This window comes from Pseudomonas sp. B6002 (genome assembly GCF_013385985.1).
Lineage (GTDB): Bacteria > Pseudomonadota > Gammaproteobacteria > Pseudomonadales > Pseudomonadaceae > Aquipseudomonas.
Map to the genome: position 1 here is coordinate 458828 of NZ_JACAOY010000004.1, position 14007 is coordinate 472834.

A 14007-nucleotide genomic window follows, 5' to 3' on the forward strand; every position below is an offset into this window, starting at 1 on the left:
GTGGAGCTGATCGACACCCACACGCACCTGGACTTCCCGGACTTCGACAGCGATCGCCGGGAAGTCCTCGCCCACAGCCGCCAACTCGGGGTGCGGCGCATGGTGGTGTTGGGGGTCTATCAGCAGAATTGGCAGCGCGTGTGGGATCTGGTGCAGGGTGACGACAGCCTCTTCGCCGCCTTCGGCCTGCATCCGGTCTACCTCGATGAACATCGCCCGGCCGACCTGACGGAATTGGGTGATTGGCTGAGCCGCCTCCAGGGCCACCGGCAAGTGTGCGCGGTGGGCGAGATCGGCCTGGACTTTTTTCTTGAGCACCTGCACCGCGAGCGTCAGCAAAACCTGTTCGAGGCACAACTGAAACTGGCCGCGGACTTCCAACTGCCAGCGCTGTTGCACGTACGCCGCAGCCACGCTGCCGTGATCGCCACACTCAAACGTATGCGCGTGCCACGAGGCGGCATCATCCACGCGTTTGCTGGCAGCTACGAAGAAGCCCGCGAGTACATCAAGCTCGGTTTCAAGCTGGGCCTGGGCGGTGCCGCGACCTGGCCCCAGGCCTTGCGCATGCACAAGGTTCTCGGCCAACTGCCCCTGGACGCCGTAGTGCTGGAGACCGATTCACCGGACATGGCGCCCGCCATGTACCCCGGCCAACGCAACAGCCCGCAACACCTGCCGGACATCTGTACCGCCCTGGCCGAACGCATGGGCATCAGCCCGTCACGACTGGCTGAGACGAGCACACGCAATGCGTGCGAGCTGTTCAATTGGTAACCCGCCGACAGGTTTGGCAACTTGCAGGCTGAGCGTTATCCGCTGCCGATGATGGGCATAACGCAACACCAGGAAATGGACCAATACCACCACCAGCGAAATATTGAGTTGCTCAATCACGCTGACCAAACCCACCCACTCGGCGACCAAGGCCACGACCAACACCATGCAGGTCAGTATGACCATGCTCGGATGCACCAGGGCCCAGTGATCCAGCGCCTTGAACTGACGCAGTTGTTTGGGACAGTTCAATTGCAACGTTCGCTGGCAGTACGGGCAATCAAAAGGTTCATGGATAGCAATGGCATTCAATTGCCAAGACTTGAGTTCAAACGTGATATCGCAATGGGCGCAGTGCCCTTTGATGCCGATGGCAATGGTCATGGTGGTGCCCTCCCCTGATCCGTGACTAGCTGAAACAAATTCTCACCCATTCACTCAATCAAAAAAGGGACACGGGGAAATCAAGACATGCACCACGCCCCATACCGAGTATTCCTACCCAAAAGCCCTACACGCGAAACGCGCCGATCAATTGCTTCAACTCGATGACCTGCATCGATAGCTGACGGCTGGCTGCTTCAGTCTGATGCGCACCCTGCGCTGCATGCTCACCCGCACGGTTGATTTCGACGATGTTCCTGTCGATATCGTGGGCCACCGCGGTTTGTTGCTCGACGGCGGCAGCAATCTGTTGGTTCTGATCGACGATCATGCCCACAGCACCAAGGATGTTTTCCAACGCCTGCTGAACCTTTTCCGACTGCCCAACCGTTCCGCTGGCCATGGCATGGCTGGTGCCCATGGCCTTGACCGCCGCGCCGACGCCCGTGTGCAGCCGGCTGATCATCTGTTCGATCTCTTCGGTCGAACGCTGGGTGCGACGCGCCAGGGTGCGCACTTCGTCCGCCACCACCGCGAAACCACGCCCCTGCTCGCCGGCACGTGCGGCCTCGATCGCGGCATTGAGCGCCAGCAGGTTGGTTTGCTCGGCAATGCTTTTGATCACTTCCAGCACACTGCTGATGGCCTGGCTGTCCGTGGCCAGTTGGTTGATAACCTGCACCGACGCATCAATTTCGGACGCCAAGCGCGCGATGCTGCCCTGCTGGGATTGCACCAACCCACGGCCGCTGACCGTCTCATCGTTGACGCTATGGGCACTCCTGACGGCCGCGGCTGCGCTACGCGCCACTTCCTGGGCGGTGGACGACATCTGGTTCATGGCCGTGGCCACTTGTTCGATCTGGCTGCGTTGGCCGGAAACCGCCTGGTTGCTCTGGGCCGACACGCTCTCCACTTGGCCGGCTTGCACCTCGACCTGGCTGACGGTCTGGCCGACGCGCTCGATCAGATCGTGGATCTTGGCGACCGTGCCGTTGAACACCTTGCCCAACTCCCCCAACTCGTCGCGGCTGTGCGCCACAAAGCTGACCGTCATATCGCCCGCTGCCACGTTGTCCATCATCAAGCCCAGGCGCCGCAAGGTGGTGCGGGTGGACGCATAGAACCCTGCATACAGGTAGAAAATCAGTGAAAACACCGCTGCCAGTGCACACACCAGCACCACCATGTGCGTACGGTTTTGTGCCAGGCGCTGCTCCAGTTGCTGTTGAATGAAGGCCAAAGTGGCGTCATCCAACTGGTAGGTCTTGGCCATCAATTGGCTGACGCTGGCATAGAACCCTTGCCACGGGGCGTCGAGGGTTTCGGCCATCACCACCTGTTCCTCGAACAATTCGCTGCCTTGCTTGAGGCTGGCCTGGCTGGCTTGCGCCATTGAATCGAGGGCGCCATGCGCGGCGTTGCTGGCACCCAGTGCGTCTTGCAGTTTCAGGGCGTATTCGCCTTGCAGCTTCTCCAACTGCTGCAACAACTCATCAAACCGAGTGCTGGAAGAGGAATTGATAAACCCCTGGCCCAGAGAGTAAGCACCCATTGCACGCCCTTCGCCGAGGGCCTGGGTCACTTGCGGAGTGATCCCGGTCACTAGGTCGCTGAGCTGGCGCAGATCACTCTGCGAGTCGCGACTCAAGCCGGATTGGCTGGCAATAATCTGGCTGAGCATCTGGGCTTTATTGAGCAGCTTGCCGATCAACGCACTTTTGTTCAGCAGTGACGTTTCCTGCTGTTGGGCCTTGAACGCTGTGATCAATTCGTCGCGCTTGCTATCAAACGCAGCAATTTGCTCGGGGTCGGTCGCCATGGCGGTGAGGCCTTGCAGGCGCGAGAGCACGTTGTGCTCCAAAGCGCTGATCTGGCCTTCAAGGTCGCCCGCCTTGCCAGACTGGCCGAGGGTTGCGTTGATTTGTACCTGGTTGTTGAGGGTTTCCAGATCACGCCGCAGGGTCAGGCTGCTGCCAAGCAAATCGAGGCTTTGCAACTCAATACGCGTACCCTGGAATTCACGCCAGGAATCACGCACCAGGAAATAGTTGGTCGCCAGCATCGGCAGCAAAAACAGCACGCTGATCAGGCTGAACTTCATGCCGAAGCTCAAGCGGTTCATCAGCGCGACGGCGGGATAGAGCAAGCTCTTCACAGGTGAACTCCCTTTCTTTTATTTTTATTGAGGCGCAGGGCGGCGGCAGATAGCCACTATTTGGCGCTCTGTCTGTATAGCTCAATTCGAAAGGGAGTTTTGTAACGTAAGGTTAACGGCAGGGAAGGCTGAAGCTTCCCTGCCGGTGGGTATCAGGGCAACACGGTCCAGATGGCGAACCCGGCATACCACAGCACCGCCGCACGCAGCAGCAGTTCCCACAGGCGATCCAGGCTGTTGATGCCATCGGCACCCACCACCGGTGGCGGAATTTCTGCCGCAACCAAACCAACCTTTTCTACCAGTTGGGCAGCGCTGATGTCCCAACTCAGCAACTCGTGGAGCATCACCCGGCTGACCGCGACAAAATTGCCCACCAACGCAAAACTGGCTGCCAGCAAGCGGACCGGCAACCAGTCGAACGCATGCCGCAGTTGCCCGGCGCGCTCGGCCACCAGAGGGTTCTGGCTGTGCTCGCTGGCCAGCGCCAGCAGGCGATAAGCCAGGGCCGCCACCGGCCCGAGCAGGAAGTACCAGAAAATCACCGCGAAAAAGCTCTGGTACGCCTGCCACAGCAGATGCCCCTGAACCCGTTCGAGCAGTTGCTCGCCGCTGTCTGCAGCGAGCTTGAGATCACGTTCGGCCACATGTTCGGCGGCCTGCAAGTCACCCCGTCGCCAGGCATCACGGAAAGGCCCGAGCCCAGCCAGCAGGTCGCCCCGCCCCAGGCTGTAGATCACCACCAGCAGGTGCACCGGCAATGCCAGCAGGCCATAGGCCACGGGTTCAAGCACCACCAGCAACAAGGCCAGCAAGGCCACCGGCAGCAATACCAGCAACGTAAGAATCAACCAAGGCTGTTTGCCCATGCGGGGGCTCGATTCCAGCTTGGCCAGTTCACGCAGCCATCCGCCGTCGCGCTGCAGCCGCTGGCGCAAGGCCGAGAACTTCTCGATCCACACCGCCAGCACCAACACCAGGAAACTCATTGTGCGTGTCCTCCATCCTGCAGGGCGCTGCGAAAGCGCGCCCAATCAAAAGCGGGGCCCGGGTCTGTCTTGCGGCCCGGGGCAATATCGCTGTGACCGCAGATACGCTGGCGGGTGATGCCTGGGTAGGCCGCCAGTAACTGACGCGTCAGGTCAATCAGCGACGCATATTGCGCGTCGGTGAACGGCAGCTCGTCGGTGCCTTCCAATTCAATCCCCAGTGAATAGTCATTGCAGGTGTCCCGCCCTTCAAAGCTGGAAACCCCGGCATGCCAGGCACGGTCCTGGCACGCCACAAACTGCGTCACGGCACCGTCGCGCTCAATCAGGAAATGCGCTGACACACGTAGGTGAGCGATCCCTTCATAGTAGGGATGTTCCGTGACATCCAGCCGGTTCTGGAAAAACTCCTGCACTTTGCCCGTGGCGAACTGCGCCGGTGGCAAGCTGATGTTATGCACCACCAACAGAGAGATTTCGCCTGCCGGGCGCTCGTTGAAGTTGGGCGAAGGGCAATGACGAATGCCCTTGCACCAACCGCTGGTGGGGTCCAACTGCATACGGGTTCCTTGATTAAGACGAGGTGTTACCAGTATGCCGCGTTCAGCCCTGCGGTTGCGATCACTTGCCGCGATTGAGTTGACGCAGGTTGTCGGTCACGGAGGCCAGCGCACGCTCAAACAGCAAGCCTTCGTCCAAACGGCGCAAGGTGCCGCCCTTGAACGCCAAAGCCAGTTGGCCCGCGCTTTTCTCCTGGACCTTGAGCCCCATGCGGCTGACGAAAATGTAGGTGTTGGACGGCGCAACAATCGCCATCAGCTTGCAACGCAGGGCTGCGGCATCGTTCTGCTGGAACTCAAACCAGCCACCGGCCTGCAGCTGTCGCGCCTTGAGCAGGTCAGGGTCATCGCCCGGCAGGGTATCGACAGCATCGGGCAACCCGCTGTCGAGCACAAACGGCTCACGCACTTCCATCAATGCCTCAAGCCCCTCACCGTCAAACGCCTGCACATGCATGGCCTGCAAGCGCACGAAGAATTCACGGGTACTGAACGGGTCGAACGCGGCGCTGGTCAACCCGTCACGCAGCGCCTTGAGCAACCCGGGCAGTTGCTCCAGCAAATGCCGTCCGGCCTCGGTGTCTTTCTGCAGGCCTACGCTCCAGATCAGCTCGTCCATGGTGCGCAGCCCCGCCTGCCACTGCACCGACTGCTCGCCATGCTTGAGGCTGGCCAACAACAGCACCTGGCTCCAGGCCTGCTGCAGAAACTGCACCACTGCCTGGGGCAGCGTCTTACCCAACAACCGCCGATTAAGCACGTCGGCGACACGTTGGCGGGCGGCATCCGTGCGCATCCGACCTTCTTCGGCATCGCGGGTGTGTTGTTCCAGCAGCTCGCAGCGTCGGCGCTCATCAGCAGTAAAAGTGCAGAACTCGGCCAGCAGTTGGGAGAAAATCCCCTGGTCCTCGACGAACTCATTCAATAAACGCTGCACCACCTGCTCGATGCGCAGGTACAGGCTATCGCGCAGGTAATCATCGTTCGGGCTCCAGCCCAGGGCAGCCCTGGCAATTTCGTTGAGCAAACGACGCGCCGGGTGGCTGGTGCGGCTGAACAAGCTTTTGTCCAATACCGCGACTTTTAGCAAGGGCACTTGCAAGCGGGCGATCAAGGCCTTGAAAGCGTCGGGCACGGCGTGATCTTTAAGGATGAACTCGAAGAGCAGCGCGATCAGATTGATAACGTCTTCGTCGGCGTTTTCCACCACCCGGGACTTGCCACTCTTGACGCTGACCCGGGTCAGCAACTGCTCAAGATGGTTGCGCAGATCGAAATCGTCCTCGGCCTCGGGCTCAGGTACGTATTGCTGCAAGTGAGAGAGCAGGCGCAACAGGTCACGCGAGGCAATGGGTTGTGGCTCGGCACTGGCTTCAAGGGTAGGGGCCACACGACCGCGCACGGCCACCAATAAGGCTTGCAGGGCGGTGAAGGCTTCATGGCCATTATCTTCGAACGGCGGCTCGGTCATCGGCTGCCGGCCTTCGCGTTGCTGGTCACGTTCTGCTCGACCGCCGGGGCGACGTGACGGCACCGCCTTGAGCTGGGGCAGTACGCCGATAGCCACCAGCAACTGATTAGCCTCGCCATACAGTTGGTCAGCGTCACTGAGTACGTATTTCTCAAACAGCTTGAGCATGATCAGTTTGACACGGATCTCCACACCCAGGCTGCGCCCTGCCCGCAGGAAAAACTCGCAGAGCAGCGCCGGGCCCAAGGGGTTCTCACGTTCTTCCAGTTGCTTGTCCAACAACGCACTCAAACGTGCGGTGAGTTGCGCAAGCGCCAAGCCATCGCGATGTCGTACGCGACCGAGCATAGCCTCCAGTGCCACGGCCTTTTCCAGATCATCACGGGAGGTGCCCGGTATTGCATCGTAAGACACCACCGGCACCAGGTGCAGGTCGCTGCGCCCTGACTGCCCCAGCAGCGCGAAGGCGGCGAACAGTTGCTCCATGAACACGCGTTCGAAATTCTTGCGCTTGAGGCGCAAGTCGCGCATGGCTTCGAAAAAAATATGGTGATCGACGTTGCTTCGAGCCTTGTCGGCCATTTCGAACAGGGTGTCGTCGGCGTTATCGAACAGTTCCTGCAGGCCCTGCTGCAGCTGCTGCGCCGCCTTGTCACGCACCTGCAACAACACCACCGGCAGGCGCGCGAGCGGCGATGGCGTGGCATGTACCTTGTTGATAGGCACCACCTTTCCGTCATTGTGCATCCTGGCCTCCTGAAACGGCGGTGTTGATGGGGAAATGCTCGGGCACAGGCCCGGACGGGCACTGCGAATACCCAGTCATTACCAAGACGTCAAAGCTATGACGCCAATTGCAAGGCGCGAGATTATCTTGCAAACGAGGGCTGTTGCGCCAGCAAACTCTGTCATTTGGTCGTAAATGAGCAGGTCGCTGGGTTCAAACGCGCACTGCCCCTATAATCGGGGCACTTTGTTTGTGGAGCCTGTTATGCCGAATCTCCGTCTTGCCGACCTCACCGCCGAAATCGAAGCCAACGTGCGCCGCGCACTGCTGGAAGACATCGGCAGCGGCGACATCACTGCACAGTTGATCCCGGCCGAACGGCTGGCCAAGGCCACGATCATCACCCGTGATGCGGCTGTGATTGCCGGTACAGCGTGGGTAGATGCTGTGTTCCGCCAACTGGACCCGCGTGTGGCAGTGCATTGGCAGGTGGCCGACGGTGAGCGCGTCAGCCCCAATCAGGCGTTGTTCCATCTCGAAGGCCCGGCACGCTCGTTGCTCAGCGGTGAACGTTGTGCGCTGAATTTCCTGCAGCTGCTGTCCGGCGTGGCCACCCGTGCGCAAGACCTGGCGGATTTTGTCGCCAGCACCCAGGTCAAGCTGCTCGATACCCGCAAAACTCTGCCGGGGCTGCGCCTGGCGCAAAAATACGCGGTGACCTGTGGCGGCTGTCACAACCATCGCATCGGGCTGTATGACGCGTTTTTGATCAAGGAAAACCATATCGCCGCGTGCGGCGGTATCGCCCAGGCCATTACGGCCGCGCACAAGATTGCGCCAGGCAAGCCGGTGGAAATCGAAGTTGAAAGCCTGGAAGAACTGCGTGAAGCACTGGCGGCGGGTGCCGATATCATCATGCTCGACGAATTGAGCCTGGATGACATGCGTGAAGCCGTGCGCCTGAACGCCGGCAAGGCCAAGCTGGAGGCCAGCGGCGGAATCAACGAAACCACGCTGCTGCCCATCGCGCAAACCGGGGTGGACTACATCTCCATCGGGGCGATGACCAAGGACGTGAAGGCAGTGGACCTCTCGATGCGCCTTAGCATCTGAAGCACTGCAGGAGCCGGCTTGCCGGCGATAGGGCTCGTGAGATTACCTTGAACCTCACAGGCCTCATCGCCGGCAAGCCAGCTCCTACGGGGTAATCAGACGACCAGGTCGTTCATCTCGCAATATTCTTCCCAGTCGACACCCAGCACCTCGGCGGCCTCTTTGTGCAAGGCCAGCCGTGCGGCTTCAAACGCTTCCGGTGTGGAGGTGTACTTGAGGGTCAACTCCCAAGGCTGGTAGCCCTGGCTCTCCGCCTCGTCCTCGAATGCCCATTGGATCTGGTCGCGCTGATCATCGGCGCTCAGGTCTTTGATCTCTTCTTTAAGCTGCGGCGTGTCCTCAAGGTATTTCTTGAGGGCTTCTTCGTGCCGAACTTCCTGGGTCATTTCAGTCGTGGTCATATTGTTCTCTTAGATCGAGGAATGGGGATGCATCTGGGTCATCAAGGTTGCGCAGATACAAAAGAACAGGCAGGAATGCCGGCTCGTCTGGCCTTCAGAACCATTCTGGGATCATCTGAAAACGTTGCCTTTGAAGCAGTGTTGCCTTTTTGCCCGAGACAGGAATCGAACCTGCGACCTTCGCGTTACGAGTGCGCTGCTCTACCGGCTGAGCTACACGGGCGGTGGGCTAAAGCTAGCACCGCATCGGGCGTCCGGCAACTTACTGGCCAGGGAGTGCGATCACACCCTGGGCCCAGAAGCGTGGCTGCAGGTGATCATGACCGGCGCGCAGGTAGTCCGCCTGGTCTTGCACGGTATGAGGCAGGTCGCGTGCAGCGATAAATAACATCAGACCAACGGCCATCACACCGGCTATTTGCCACGCTGCGCCCGCCCACTTCAGCCCGCTGTCCAAGGGAGTTCGCCCTACGTGCAACGCCATCAACCAACCTACCACCAGCGCCAGCCATACCTGTGAGTTGGGCATCACGATGACACCGTCGACCATCGACTGCACCAACGTACCCACCAACGCCGCAAACAGGCACAGCCGCAGCAGGTCTTCACCGGCCTCAGACAATGCTCGTGCGCGCACTATCCTGCACGTCGCCCAGCCAGCCCGCCACGCCAGGACGGCCACACATAGGGCTGACGGCACGCCCCACTCACTGGCCCACTGCAGAACCGCCTGGTGCGGGTGGGCCGCTATTTCATTGGCGATATCGGCAAAATGCATGGGACCGAAGCCTAGCCAGGGGCGCTCTTCAATCATGTGCCAAGCTTGTAACCAGATCGGACCGCGCCCCGACAGCGAGGTGGTCAGGCGATCGCCTGCGCCACTGCCAACTTCAATCCCCAGATAGCCCGCCAACCCCACGAACAACAGCCAATACAACACCAGGCCGCCACATAGCGCCGCCAGTTGCCAGGCAACCCAACGCCGCCCCCAAGGCCCCAGCACCGTCAACACCCCAGCCGCCACCGCCAGGCCAAGCCACGTACCGCGCGTGCCGCCACTGATGGCGATCAACCACCAGACACACAGCAGCGCAAACACCCCGGCACGCATGGCGCGGGTAACATTCGCTAAAAGCAAAGGGAGCGCCAACAGCGCCAAGGTGAAGGTCTGAAACTGGCCATAAAATCGCTTGTTGGAAAACCCCGACAGCAGATGGTCGAGGTTCAGCACATCGTTACCACTGGTAAAGGCCGATGCTGCGGCCCACAGGTACTGCAAAGACTTGACCAGGCACAGCAGCAAGACAATCAGGATCAGGGCGCGATCCATCGGCTCACCACCCTGACGTCGAAGCAAGGCGAACGCCACGGCGATCGCGCCACAACCGACAAACAGCGCCACTTCGGTGAGCGCCCACAACGGCTGATGAGCCAGTACGGAAGAGATCACGCCCAGCCCGATGATCGCCATCAGCCCATAGGTGCTGGGCCGGTCCAACAACCGCTCGCCTGAACCGGCCGACAGCCCATACAGCACCGCGCCCAGGCTCATGACAATCTGTGTGGAACGTTGCAGATCATGCCCACTGAACGGCAAGCAGATGCCCACCGCCAACAGGCATGCAGCCACTACCAGAAACACATTGCCTCGCTGTTGCAGGGACAACGACATGGGCCACCCTTACTTCCGTGTTGTGAGGTCAGGCAATCAGGCGCCGCAACCTTTGGTGACGTACTGCGCATCCGCCGTGGTTGCGCACTTCCAACCCGTGGTTGCACTACGCGTCAACGTGATGGTCTTGCCCAGCACAGGCGCCGGGGCGTCAAGGATTTCGCAACTGATGGACCCTGCCCCCGTGGCCACGTCCCCAACTACGTCGATCTTGCAATTGGCGGTAGGGCTGGTGCCGCCGATCAAGGCCAGGGTCGGTACAGTGCCTTGATTGAGGGTGTCTTCATAGCCGGCCTTCAATGCGGAGATTTCCGCCAACCCCGCCGTGAACTTGGCCTTGGCCTGGTGCTTGGTGTACATGGGCAAGCCGATGGTGGCCAAAATGCCGATGATTGCCACGACGATCAATAACTCGATCAAGGTAAAGCCTTTCTGACGCATCACATTCACTCTCCAGGATAGAACTCATGACAAGGCGCGTCCTGCGCCTCGTGGTTTATTGCCGCGCCAGTGTACTCACCCAAATGGGGTCAATCGCGCTCAAGACGCACATTCTGACATTTTATCGTGCAACACCGGCCGGCCCGAATCCGTCATCTGACTAAGCTATAAATCTTCCACTCCCTCAGTGCGCAAACGAGACATGAACGACACTTCGACGATCTACGCCTGGGAAGGCATCAACCGCAAGGGGCGCAAGGTGTCCGGGCAAACCGTTGGCCACGATGTGGCACTGATCAAGGCACACTTGCGCCAGCAGGGCATCTGCCCCGAACGCGTGCGCAGGAAACCTGCCGGCATGCCCCGCCTGGCCGCAACGATCAAGCCTGCGGACATTGCCCTGTTCACCCGGCAGTTGGCGACGCTGCTGAAGGCCGGCATTCCCCTGTTGCAGGCCTTCGACATCATCAGCGAAGGCTTCGAGAACCGGCAGGTGCGCGAACTGGTAAAAGGGCTCAAGCACGCGATAGCAACCGGCAACAGCCTGGCGACGGCACTGCGCAAGCACCCGCGCTACTTCGATGAGCTGTATTGCAACCTGGTTGCCGCAGGGGAATTGGCCGGTGCTTTGGAAACTCTTCTGGAACGCGTCGCCATCCACCTGGAGAAAAGCGAACAGCTCAAGGCCCGCATCAAGAAAGCCATGACCTACCCCATCGCGGTACTGCTGGTCGCCAGCGTGGTCAGCACGGTGTTGCTGATCCATGTCGTGCCGCAATTCCAAAGCCTGTTCGCCGGGGTCGACAGCCAGTTGCCCGGGTTCACCCGACAGGTCATCGCCCTGTCGGAGTTTCTGCAGCGCGCCTGGTGGGGTGTTGCACTGGGGCTGGGTACCGCCATGATCGCAGTACGCCAAGCCTATCGGGGGTCCCGTAGTTTTCGATACAAAATAGATACGGGTTTGTTGAGGGTTCCACTAGCAGGCACACTGCTGAAAAAATCCGCCGTCGCTCGTTACGCCCGCACGCTTTCCACCACCTTTGCAGCAGGCGTGCCCCTGGTACAAGCGCTGGGCTCCGTGGCAGGCACCGTGGGCAATGGGCCCTTTAAACAGGCAATCGAACACATGCGTCACGACGTCTCAACCGGCATGCCGCTGAACCAATCCATGGCCGCCAGCAACCTGTTCCCGGGCATGGCAATCCAGATGACTGCGATTGGCGAAGAATCAGGCACCCTGGACCACATGCTGGAAAAGGTCGCCAACCACTATGAGGCCGATGTGGAACACCTGGTCGATAACCTCACCAGCCTGATGGAGCCGTTGATCATGGTGGTGCTGGGCGGCATTGTCGGTGCGCTGGTGATTGCCATGTATCTGCCTGTCTTCCAATTGGGTTCGGCATTTTGAGCCTGCTGTTGAGTGAGCACCCGTGGGCGTTTACCGCGATGGCGCTGGTGCTGGGCCTGATTGTCGGCAGCTTCCTCAATGTGGTGGTGTGGCGCCTGCCGAAAATGCTCGAACGGGACTGGCGTATCCAGGCCCAGGAAGTGCTTGGGTTGCCTGTTGACCCTCCCGGTCCCACCTACAATCTGATGCGCCCCAATTCTTGCTGCCCGCATTGCAACCAACCGATTCGCCCCTGGGAAAACATCCCGCTGCTCAGTTACCTGATGCTCAAGGGGCGTTGCGCCCGTTGCCACGCGCCCATCAGCACCCGCTACCCCTTCACCGAGCTGGTCTGCGGGCTGCTCTCGGCCGTGGTTGCCTGGCATTTCGGCTTTGGCGGGCAAGCCTTTGTGGTGCTGGTATTGAGTTGGGGCCTGCTGGCAATGAGCCTGATCGACGCCGACCACCAACTGTTGCCGGACGTGCTGGTGCTGCCCCTGTTATGGCTGGGACTGATCGTCAACTACTTCGAACTGCTGGTGCCACTGCCCGATGCCTTGTGGGGCGCAGTGATCGGCTACATGAGCCTGTGGTCGGTGTTCTGGTTGTTCAAACTGGTCACCGGCAAGGACGGCATGGGTCATGGTGATTTCAAGTTGCTGGCGTTGCTCGGCGCCTGGGGTGGCTGGCAAGTGCTGCCCATGACCCTACTGATGTCCTCGCTGGTCGGGGTGTTTGTCGGGCTGCTGTTACTGCGCCTGCGCAAGGCCCAGGCGTCGACCCCGATGCCGTTTGGTCCGTATCTGGCCATTGCCGGCTGGATTGCATTGCTCTGGGGTGGTCAAATAACCGACTTCTATTTGCAGTCTGTCGGTTTCAGATGACCACTCCTGTTGTAACACCCTGGATTCTTGGCCTCACGGGCGGCATCGGCAGCGGTAAAAGCGCCGCCGCCCAGCACTTTATTGACCTTGGCATTGACCTGGTCGACGCAGACCATGCTGCCCGGTGGGTCGTGGAACCTGGCCGGCCGGCGTTGGCTAGCATCGCCGAACACTTTGGTGCAGGCGTGCTGCAACCTGACGGCCAATTGGACCGCGCTGCGTTGCGCAAACTGATCTTCGAAGTGCCCGAAGAGCGGCGCTGGCTCGAAGCCCTGCTGCACCCGCTGATTGGCGAGGAAATTCGCAGCCACCTGGCGCGTGCTCAATCGCCCTACGCGATCCTGGTGTCGCCGCTGCTGATCGAATCGGGCCAGTACAGCATGACCCAGCGCATCCTGGTGATCGACGTGCCGCAATCATTGCAGATTCAGCGTACCCTGCAGCGCGACGGCATCAGCGAGCAACAGGTGCAGGCGATTCTCAAGGCCCAGTCCAGCCGTGAAGACCGCCTGAAACATGCCGACGATGTACTGGTCAATGACAAGGACCTCGCGTGGTTGCACAGCGAGGTCGAGCGACTGCACCACTTTTACCTTACTTTGCGTGGAGGCCGATCATGAGCCAACCCCTGACTGTCGACTGCCCAACCTGCGGCGCCCCCGTGGAATGGAAAGCGACCAACCTCAACCGCCCGTTCTGCTCGGACCGTTGCAAACTCATCGACCTGGGCGCCTGGGCAGCTGAAGAACACAAGATTCCCGTAGCACCGGACGCCGAAGACGAGCTGTTTTCAGAAGACCTGCCGCCACGCCACTAAGGGCGCATAAAGGCGTACTCCTGCTGGTCGTCGAGGTTCTCTGCAAGGTATTGCAGCTCGTCGGCCAGGTCTTCGAAACTGCGCACGCCTTTGCTCTGCTGCACCACCGCACTGAGCATGGCGCGCAGCGTCAGGCCCGGGTCAAAGCCGATTTCTTGCGCGGCATCCTGGCTTCTACGCAGCTCTTGCCGTGCCCATTCGTACACACTCATGATTCGTGCTC

Annotated in this window: 15 protein-coding genes and 1 tRNA gene; 6 read left to right on the top strand and 10 right to left on the bottom strand. The window is 60.2% G+C overall.

Features of this window, described 5'->3' with window-relative positions:
- Complete coding sequence (locus tag HX792_RS05600) at window positions 1–777, top strand: TatD family hydrolase (RefSeq protein ID WP_176995135.1); 777 nt, start codon at window positions 1–3, stop codon at window positions 775–777.
- Here HX792_RS05600 and HX792_RS05605 read toward each other — a convergent pair.
- The 5 genes from HX792_RS05605 to HX792_RS05625 form a co-directional block, all read right to left on the bottom strand.
- A complete protein-coding gene (locus tag HX792_RS05605; RefSeq protein ID WP_176995136.1) occupies window positions 724–1161 on the bottom strand; it encodes a hypothetical protein in 438 nt (145 codons plus the stop codon). The two genes, HX792_RS05600 and HX792_RS05605, sit on opposite strands and share 54 nt — an antisense overlap.
- Before the next feature lie 127 nt (window positions 1162–1288).
- Window positions 1289–3319 (bottom strand): methyl-accepting chemotaxis protein, encoded by a 2031-nt coding sequence (locus HX792_RS05610; RefSeq protein WP_176995137.1) that lies wholly within the window; start codon window positions 3317–3319, stop codon window positions 1289–1291.
- 152 nt (window positions 3320–3471) lie between these two features.
- Entirely contained in the window at window positions 3472–4308 is an 837-nt protein-coding gene (ampE, locus tag HX792_RS05615) for a regulatory signaling modulator protein AmpE (RefSeq protein ID WP_176995138.1), read from the bottom strand.
- Window positions 4305–4868, bottom strand: coding sequence for a 1,6-anhydro-N-acetylmuramyl-L-alanine amidase AmpD (ampD, locus tag HX792_RS05620; RefSeq protein WP_176995139.1), 564 nt, complete (start codon window positions 4866–4868; stop codon window positions 4305–4307). The genes ampE and ampD overlap by 4 nt, the downstream gene beginning before the upstream one ends.
- 61 nt (window positions 4869–4929) lie before the next feature.
- On the bottom strand, window positions 4930–7086 hold the full coding sequence (locus HX792_RS05625; protein WP_176995140.1) for a DUF1631 domain-containing protein: 2157 nt from the start codon (window positions 7084–7086) through the stop codon (window positions 4930–4932).
- A gap of 244 nt (window positions 7087–7330) precedes the next feature.
- Here HX792_RS05625 and nadC point away from each other — a divergent pair, with 244 nt between their 5' ends.
- A complete protein-coding gene (nadC, locus tag HX792_RS05630) occupies window positions 7331–8179 on the top strand; it encodes a carboxylating nicotinate-nucleotide diphosphorylase (RefSeq protein ID WP_176995141.1) in 849 nt (282 codons plus the stop codon).
- Window positions 8180–8274: 95 nt separating this feature from the next.
- Here nadC and HX792_RS05635 read toward each other — a convergent pair whose 3' ends face one another.
- The 4 genes from HX792_RS05635 to HX792_RS05650 form a co-directional block, all read right to left on the bottom strand.
- The gene (locus HX792_RS05635; RefSeq protein ID WP_176995142.1) at window positions 8275–8580 is read right to left on the bottom strand and encodes a DUF6388 family protein; all 306 of its coding nucleotides are present in this window, start codon (window positions 8578–8580) and stop codon (window positions 8275–8277) included.
- A 150-nt stretch (window positions 8581–8730) separates the two neighbouring features.
- Window positions 8731–8803, bottom strand: a tRNA-Thr gene (locus HX792_RS05640).
- A gap of 39 nt (window positions 8804–8842) precedes the next feature.
- On the bottom strand, window positions 8843–10252 hold the full coding sequence (locus HX792_RS05645) for an O-antigen ligase (RefSeq protein WP_176995143.1): 1410 nt from the start codon (window positions 10250–10252) through the stop codon (window positions 8843–8845).
- A gap of 36 nt (window positions 10253–10288) precedes the next feature.
- Window positions 10289–10693, bottom strand: coding sequence for a pilin (locus HX792_RS05650; RefSeq protein ID WP_176995258.1), 405 nt, complete (start codon window positions 10691–10693; stop codon window positions 10289–10291).
- A gap of 202 nt (window positions 10694–10895) precedes the next feature.
- Here HX792_RS05650 and HX792_RS05655 point away from each other — a divergent pair, with 202 nt between their 5' ends.
- The 4 genes from HX792_RS05655 to yacG are packed head-to-tail and all read left to right on the top strand — an operon-like array spanning window position 10896 to window position 13784.
- Window positions 10896–12104, top strand: coding sequence for a type II secretion system F family protein (locus tag HX792_RS05655; RefSeq protein ID WP_176995144.1), 1209 nt, complete (start codon window positions 10896–10898; stop codon window positions 12102–12104).
- On the top strand, window positions 12101–12967 hold the full coding sequence (locus HX792_RS05660) for an A24 family peptidase (protein WP_176995145.1): 867 nt from the start codon (window positions 12101–12103) through the stop codon (window positions 12965–12967). Before HX792_RS05655 ends, HX792_RS05660 begins: the two co-directional genes overlap by 4 nt.
- The gene (gene coaE / locus HX792_RS05665) at window positions 12964–13587 is read left to right on the top strand and encodes a dephospho-CoA kinase (RefSeq protein WP_176995146.1); all 624 of its coding nucleotides are present in this window, start codon (window positions 12964–12966) and stop codon (window positions 13585–13587) included. The genes HX792_RS05660 and coaE overlap by 4 nt, the downstream gene beginning before the upstream one ends.
- Entirely contained in the window at window positions 13584–13784 is a 201-nt protein-coding gene (gene yacG, locus HX792_RS05670; protein WP_003188437.1) for a DNA gyrase inhibitor YacG, read from the top strand. The genes coaE and yacG overlap by 4 nt, the downstream gene beginning before the upstream one ends.
- Here yacG and HX792_RS05675 read toward each other — a convergent pair.
- A complete protein-coding gene (locus tag HX792_RS05675) occupies window positions 13781–13996 on the bottom strand; it encodes a hypothetical protein (RefSeq protein WP_003171680.1) in 216 nt (71 codons plus the stop codon). The genes yacG and HX792_RS05675 overlap by 4 nt on opposite strands.
- Window positions 13997–14007: the final 11 nt, after the last annotated feature.

What these genes read in the sequence shown, in the direction of transcription:
- HX792_RS05605 (WP_176995136.1), bottom strand. Translation starts at nt 1,161, where the DNA reads ATGACCATTGCCATCGGCATCAAAGGGCACTGCGCCCATTGCGATATC.
- ampE (WP_176995138.1), bottom strand. Translation starts at nt 4,308, where the DNA reads ATGAGTTTCCTGGTGTTGGTGCTGGCGGTGTGGATCGAGAAGTTCTCG.
- ampD (WP_176995139.1), bottom strand. Translation starts at nt 4,868, where the DNA reads ATGCAGTTGGACCCCACCAGCGGTTGGTGCAAGGGCATTCGTCATTGC.
- HX792_RS05625 (WP_176995140.1), bottom strand. Translation starts at nt 7,086, where the DNA reads ATGCACAATGACGGAAAGGTGGTGCCTATCAACAAGGTACATGCCACG.
- nadC (WP_176995141.1), top strand. Translation starts at nt 7,331, where the DNA reads ATGCCGAATCTCCGTCTTGCCGACCTCACCGCCGAAATCGAAGCCAAC.
- HX792_RS05635 (WP_176995142.1), bottom strand. Translation starts at nt 8,580, where the DNA reads ATGACCACGACTGAAATGACCCAGGAAGTTCGGCACGAAGAAGCCCTC.
- HX792_RS05645 (WP_176995143.1), bottom strand. Translation starts at nt 10,252, where the DNA reads ATGTCGTTGTCCCTGCAACAGCGAGGCAATGTGTTTCTGGTAGTGGCT.
- HX792_RS05650 (WP_176995258.1), bottom strand. Translation starts at nt 10,693, where the DNA reads ATGCGTCAGAAAGGCTTTACCTTGATCGAGTTATTGATCGTCGTGGCA.
- HX792_RS05655 (WP_176995144.1), top strand. Translation starts at nt 10,896, where the DNA reads ATGAACGACACTTCGACGATCTACGCCTGGGAAGGCATCAACCGCAAG.
- coaE (WP_176995146.1), top strand. Translation starts at nt 12,964, where the DNA reads ATGACCACTCCTGTTGTAACACCCTGGATTCTTGGCCTCACGGGCGGC.
- yacG (WP_003188437.1), top strand. Translation starts at nt 13,584, where the DNA reads ATGAGCCAACCCCTGACTGTCGACTGCCCAACCTGCGGCGCCCCCGTG.
- HX792_RS05675 (WP_003171680.1), bottom strand. Translation starts at nt 13,996, where the DNA reads ATGAGTGTGTACGAATGGGCACGGCAAGAGCTGCGTAGAAGCCAGGAT.